The organism is Pseudomonas sp. BIGb0176 (assembly GCF_024810175.1).
GTDB lineage: Bacteria > Pseudomonadota > Gammaproteobacteria > Pseudomonadales > Pseudomonadaceae > Aquipseudomonas > Aquipseudomonas protegens.
Genome location: NZ_JANUEC010000009.1, coordinates 1 through 5,515 on the forward strand (window position 1 = coordinate 1; position 5,515 = coordinate 5,515).

The 5,515-nt window shown below is 51.0% G+C and carries 2 tRNA genes and 3 rRNA genes; all 5 read left to right on the forward strand.

Annotated elements, in window-relative coordinates:
* Positions 1–338: 338 nt before the first annotated feature.
* Positions 339–1,877: ribosomal RNA gene (locus M2395_RS31640) — 16S ribosomal RNA — on the forward strand.
* A gap of 123 nt (positions 1,878–2,000) precedes the next feature.
* Positions 2,001–2,077, forward strand: a tRNA-Ile gene (locus tag M2395_RS31645).
* 10 nt (positions 2,078–2,087) lie between these two features.
* Positions 2,088–2,163 (forward strand) — tRNA-Ala (locus M2395_RS31650).
* A gap of 233 nt (positions 2,164–2,396) precedes the next feature.
* A 23S ribosomal RNA gene (locus tag M2395_RS31655) occupies positions 2,397–5,288 on the forward strand.
* Positions 5,289–5,426: 138 nt separating this feature from the next.
* Positions 5,427–5,515, forward strand: a 5S ribosomal RNA gene (gene rrf / locus M2395_RS31660); the annotation flags it as partial.

Genomic DNA, 5,515 nt, shown 5'->3' on the forward strand with positions numbered 1-5,515 from the left:
GGTGTTGACAGCAGCGTGTAACGCTGTAGAATTCGCCTCCCGCTAACGAGAGATCGGAAGCGCAAGTGGTTGAAGTTAAAAAGGAAACTTTGAAAACTTCTTAAAAAAATCACTTGACAGCAAATGAGGCTGCTGTAGAATGCGCGCCTCGGTTGAGACGAAAGATCTTAACCAACCGCTCTTTAACAACTGAATCAAGCAATTCGTGTGGGTGCTTGTGGAGTCAGACTGATAGTCAAAAAGATTATCAGCATCACAAGTTACTCCGCGAGAAATCAAAGATGTAACCAACGATTGCTGAGCCAAGTTTAGGGTTTTCTCAAAACCCAAAGATGTTTGAACTGAAGAGTTTGATCATGGCTCAGATTGAACGCTGGCGGCAGGCCTAACACATGCAAGTCGAGCGGCAGCACGGGTACTTGTACCTGGTGGCGAGCGGCGGACGGGTGAGTAATGCCTAGGAATCTGCCTAGTAGTGGGGGATAACGTCCGGAAACGGGCGCTAATACCGCATACGTCCTACGGGAGAAAGTGGGGGATCTTCGGACCTCACGCTATTAGATGAGCCTAGGTCGGATTAGCTAGTTGGTGAGGTAATGGCTCACCAAGGCGACGATCCGTAACTGGTCTGAGAGGATGATCAGTCACACTGGAACTGAGACACGGTCCAGACTCCTACGGGAGGCAGCAGTGGGGAATATTGGACAATGGGCGAAAGCCTGATCCAGCCATGCCGCGTGTGTGAAGAAGGTCTTCGGATTGTAAAGCACTTTAAGTTGGGAGGAAGGGCAGTTACCTAATACGTGATTGTTTTGACGTTACCGACAGAATAAGCACCGGCTAACTCTGTGCCAGCAGCCGCGGTAATACAGAGGGTGCAAGCGTTAATCGGAATTACTGGGCGTAAAGCGCGCGTAGGTGGTTTGTTAAGTTGGATGTGAAAGCCCCGGGCTCAACCTGGGAACTGCATCCAAAACTGGCAAGCTAGAGTATGGTAGAGGGTGGTGGAATTTCCTGTGTAGCGGTGAAATGCGTAGATATAGGAAGGAACACCAGTGGCGAAGGCGACCACCTGGACTGATACTGACACTGAGGTGCGAAAGCGTGGGGAGCAAACAGGATTAGATACCCTGGTAGTCCACGCCGTAAACGATGTCAACTAGCCGTTGGGAGCCTTGAGCTCTTAGTGGCGCAGCTAACGCATTAAGTTGACCGCCTGGGGAGTACGGCCGCAAGGTTAAAACTCAAATGAATTGACGGGGGCCCGCACAAGCGGTGGAGCATGTGGTTTAATTCGAAGCAACGCGAAGAACCTTACCAGGCCTTGACATCCAATGAACTTTCTAGAGATAGATTGGTGCCTTCGGGAACATTGAGACAGGTGCTGCATGGCTGTCGTCAGCTCGTGTCGTGAGATGTTGGGTTAAGTCCCGTAACGAGCGCAACCCTTGTCCTTAGTTACCAGCACGTTATGGTGGGCACTCTAAGGAGACTGCCGGTGACAAACCGGAGGAAGGTGGGGATGACGTCAAGTCATCATGGCCCTTACGGCCTGGGCTACACACGTGCTACAATGGTCGGTACAAAGGGTTGCCAAGCCGCGAGGTGGAGCTAATCCCATAAAACCGATCGTAGTCCGGATCGCAGTCTGCAACTCGACTGCGTGAAGTCGGAATCGCTAGTAATCGCGAATCAGAATGTCGCGGTGAATACGTTCCCGGGCCTTGTACACACCGCCCGTCACACCATGGGAGTGGGTTGCACCAGAAGTAGCTAGTCTAACCTTCGGGAGGACGGTTACCACGGTGTGATTCATGACTGGGGTGAAGTCGTAACAAGGTAGCCGTAGGGGAACCTGCGGCTGGATCACCTCCTTAATCGACGACATCAGCTGCTTCATAAGCTCCCACACGAATTGCTTGATTCATTGAAGAAGACGATAGAAGCAGCTTTAAGCTCCAAGCTGATAGCTCCAAGCTAACAGTTACAAGCTCGAAATTGGGTCTGTAGCTCAGTTGGTTAGAGCGCACCCCTGATAAGGGTGAGGTCGGCAGTTCGAATCTGCCCAGACCCACCAATTTTGTTATGGGGCCATAGCTCAGCTGGGAGAGCGCCTGCCTTGCACGCAGGAGGTCAGCGGTTCGATCCCGCTTGGCTCCACCATAAACTGCTTCTGAAAGCTTAGAAATGAGCATTCACTTTGAATGTTGATTTCTAGTCTTTTGATTAGATCGTTCTTTAAAAATTTGGGTATGTGATAGAAAGATAGACTGAACGTTACTTTCACTGGTAACGGATCAGGCTAAGGTAAAATTTGTGAGTTCTCTTTTAATTAAGAATGCAAATTTTCGGCGAATGTCGTCTTCATAGTATAACCAGATTGCTTGGGGTTATATGGTCAAGTGAAGAAGCGCATACGGTGGATGCCTTGGCAGTCAGAGGCGATGAAAGACGTGGTAGCCTGCGATAAGCTTCGGGGAGTCGGCAAACAGACTTTGATCCGGAGATCTCTGAATGGGGGAACCCAGCCATCATAAGATGGTTATCTTGTACTGAATACATAGGTGCAAGAGGCGAACCAGGGGAACTGAAACATCTAAGTACCCTGAGGAAAAGAAATCAACCGAGATTCCCTTAGTAGTGGCGAGCGAACGGGGACTAGCCCTTAAGTGGCTTTGAGATTAGCGGAACGCTCTGGAAAGTGCGGCCATAGTGGGTGATAGCCCTGTACGCGAAAATCTCTTAGTCATGAAATCGAGTAGGACGGGGCACGAGAAACCTTGTCTGAATATGGGGGGACCATCCTCCAAGGCTAAATACTACTGACTGACCGATAGTGAACTAGTACCGTGAGGGAAAGGCGAAAAGAACCCCGGAGAGGGGAGTGAAATAGATCCTGAAACCGTATGCGTACAAGCAGTGGGAGCAGACTTTGTTCTGTGACTGCGTACCTTTTGTATAATGGGTCAGCGACTTATTTTCAGTGGCAAGCTTAACCGAATAGGGGAGGCGTAGCGAAAGCGAGTCTTAATAGGGCGTCTAGTCGCTGGGAATAGACCCGAAACCGGGCGATCTATCCATGGGCAGGTTGAAGGTTAGGTAACACTGACTGGAGGACCGAACCGACTACCGTTGAAAAGTTAGCGGATGACCTGTGGATCGGAGTGAAAGGCTAATCAAGCTCGGAGATAGCTGGTTCTCCTCGAAAGCTATTTAGGTAGCGCCTCATGTATCACTGTAGGGGGTAGAGCACTGTTTCGGCTAGGGGGTCATCCCGACTTACCAAACCGATGCAAACTCCGAATACCTACAAGTGCCGAGCATGGGAGACACACGGCGGGTGCTAACGTCCGTCGTGAAAAGGGAAACAACCCAGACCGTCAGCTAAGGTCCCAAAGTTATGGTTAAGTGGGAAACGATGTGGGAAGGCTTAGACAGCTAGGAGGTTGGCTTAGAAGCAGCCACCCTTTAAAGAAAGCGTAATAGCTCACTAGTCGAGTCGGCCTGCGCGGAAGATGTAACGGGGCTCAAACCATACACCGAAGCTACGGGTATCACGTAAGTGATGCGGTAGAGGAGCGTTCTGTAAGCCTGTGAAGGTGAGTTGAGAAGCTTGCTGGAGGTATCAGAAGTGCGAATGCTGACATGAGTAACGACAATGGGTGTGAAAAACACCCACGCCGAAAGACCAAGGTTTCCTGCGCAACGTTAATCGACGCAGGGTTAGTCGGTCCCTAAGGCGAGGCTGAAAAGCGTAGTCGATGGAAAACAGGTTAATATTCCTGTACTTCTAGTTATTGCGATGGAGGGACGGAGAAGGCTAGGCCAGCTTGGCGTTGGTTGTCCAAGTTTAAGGTGGTAGGCTGGAATCTTAGGTAAATCCGGGGTTCTAAGGCCGAGAGCTGATGACGAGTTACCTTTTAGGTGACGAAGTGGTTGATGCCATGCTTCCAAGAAAAGCTTCTAAGCTTCAGATAACTAGGAACCGTACCCCAAACCGACACAGGTGGTTGGGTAGAGAATACCAAGGCGCTTGAGAGAACTCGGGTGAAGGAACTAGGCAAAATGGCACCGTAACTTCGGGAGAAGGTGCGCCGGTGAGGGTGAAGGACTTGCTCCGTAAGCTCATGCCGGTCGAAGATACCAGGCCGCTGCGACTGTTTATTAAAAACACAGCACTCTGCAAACACGAAAGTGGACGTATAGGGTGTGACGCCTGCCCGGTGCCGGAAGGTTAATTGATGGGGTTAGCTAACGCGAAGCTCTTGATCGAAGCCCCGGTAAACGGCGGCCGTAACTATAACGGTCCTAAGGTAGCGAAATTCCTTGTCGGGTAAGTTCCGACCTGCACGAATGGCGTAACGATGGCGGCGCTGTCTCCACCCGAGACTCAGTGAAATTGAAATCGCTGTGAAGATGCAGTGTATCCGCGGCTAGACGGAAAGACCCCGTGAACCTTTACTATAGCTTTGCACTGGACTTTGAATTTGCTTGTGTAGGATAGGTGGGAGGCTTTGAAGCGTGAACGCCAGTTTGCGTGGAGCCATCCTTGAAATACCACCCTGGCAACTTTGAGGTTCTAACTCAGGTCCGTTATCCGGATCGAGGACAGTGTATGGTGGGTAGTTTGACTGGGGCGGTCTCCTCCTAAAGAGTAACGGAGGAGTACGAAGGTGCGCTCAGACCGGTCGGAAATCGGTCGTAGAGTATAAAGGCAAAAGCGCGCTTGACTGCGAGACAGACACGTCGAGCAGGTACGAAAGTAGGTCTTAGTGATCCGGTGGTTCTGTATGGAAGGGCCATCGCTCAACGGATAAAAGGTACTCCGGGGATAACAGGCTGATACCGCCCAAGAGTTCATATCGACGGCGGTGTTTGGCACCTCGATGTCGGCTCATCACATCCTGGGGCTGAAGCCGGTCCCAAGGGTATGGCTGTTCGCCATTTAAAGTGGTACGCGAGCTGGGTTTAGAACGTCGTGAGACAGTTCGGTCCCTATCTGCCGTGGACGTTTGAGATTTGAGAGGGGCTGCTCCTAGTACGAGAGGACCGGAGTGGACGAACCTCTGGTGTTCCGGTTGTCACGCCAGTGGCATTGCCGGGTAGCTATGTTCGGAAAAGATAACCGCTGAAAGCATCTAAGCGGGAAACTTGCCTCAAGATGAGATCTCACTGGAACCTTGAGTTCCCTAAAGGGCCGTCGAAGACTACGACGTTGATAGGTTGGGTGTGTAAGCGCTGTGAGGCGTTGAGCTAACCAATACTAATTGCCCGTGAGGCTTGACCATATAACACCCAAGCAATTTGCTTAAGAAGCGAGTTGCGGTGTGTGAAGACGATACAAACCGAAAGTTTGCGAACACACAAAGCTATTACATACCCATTCGCTGGCACGTTGCACAAGCAACGGACTGGCTACCGAATTTCTTGACGACCATAGAGCGTTGGAACCACCTGATCCCATCCCGAACTCAGAAGTGAAACGATGCATCGCCGATGGTAGTGTGGGGTTTCC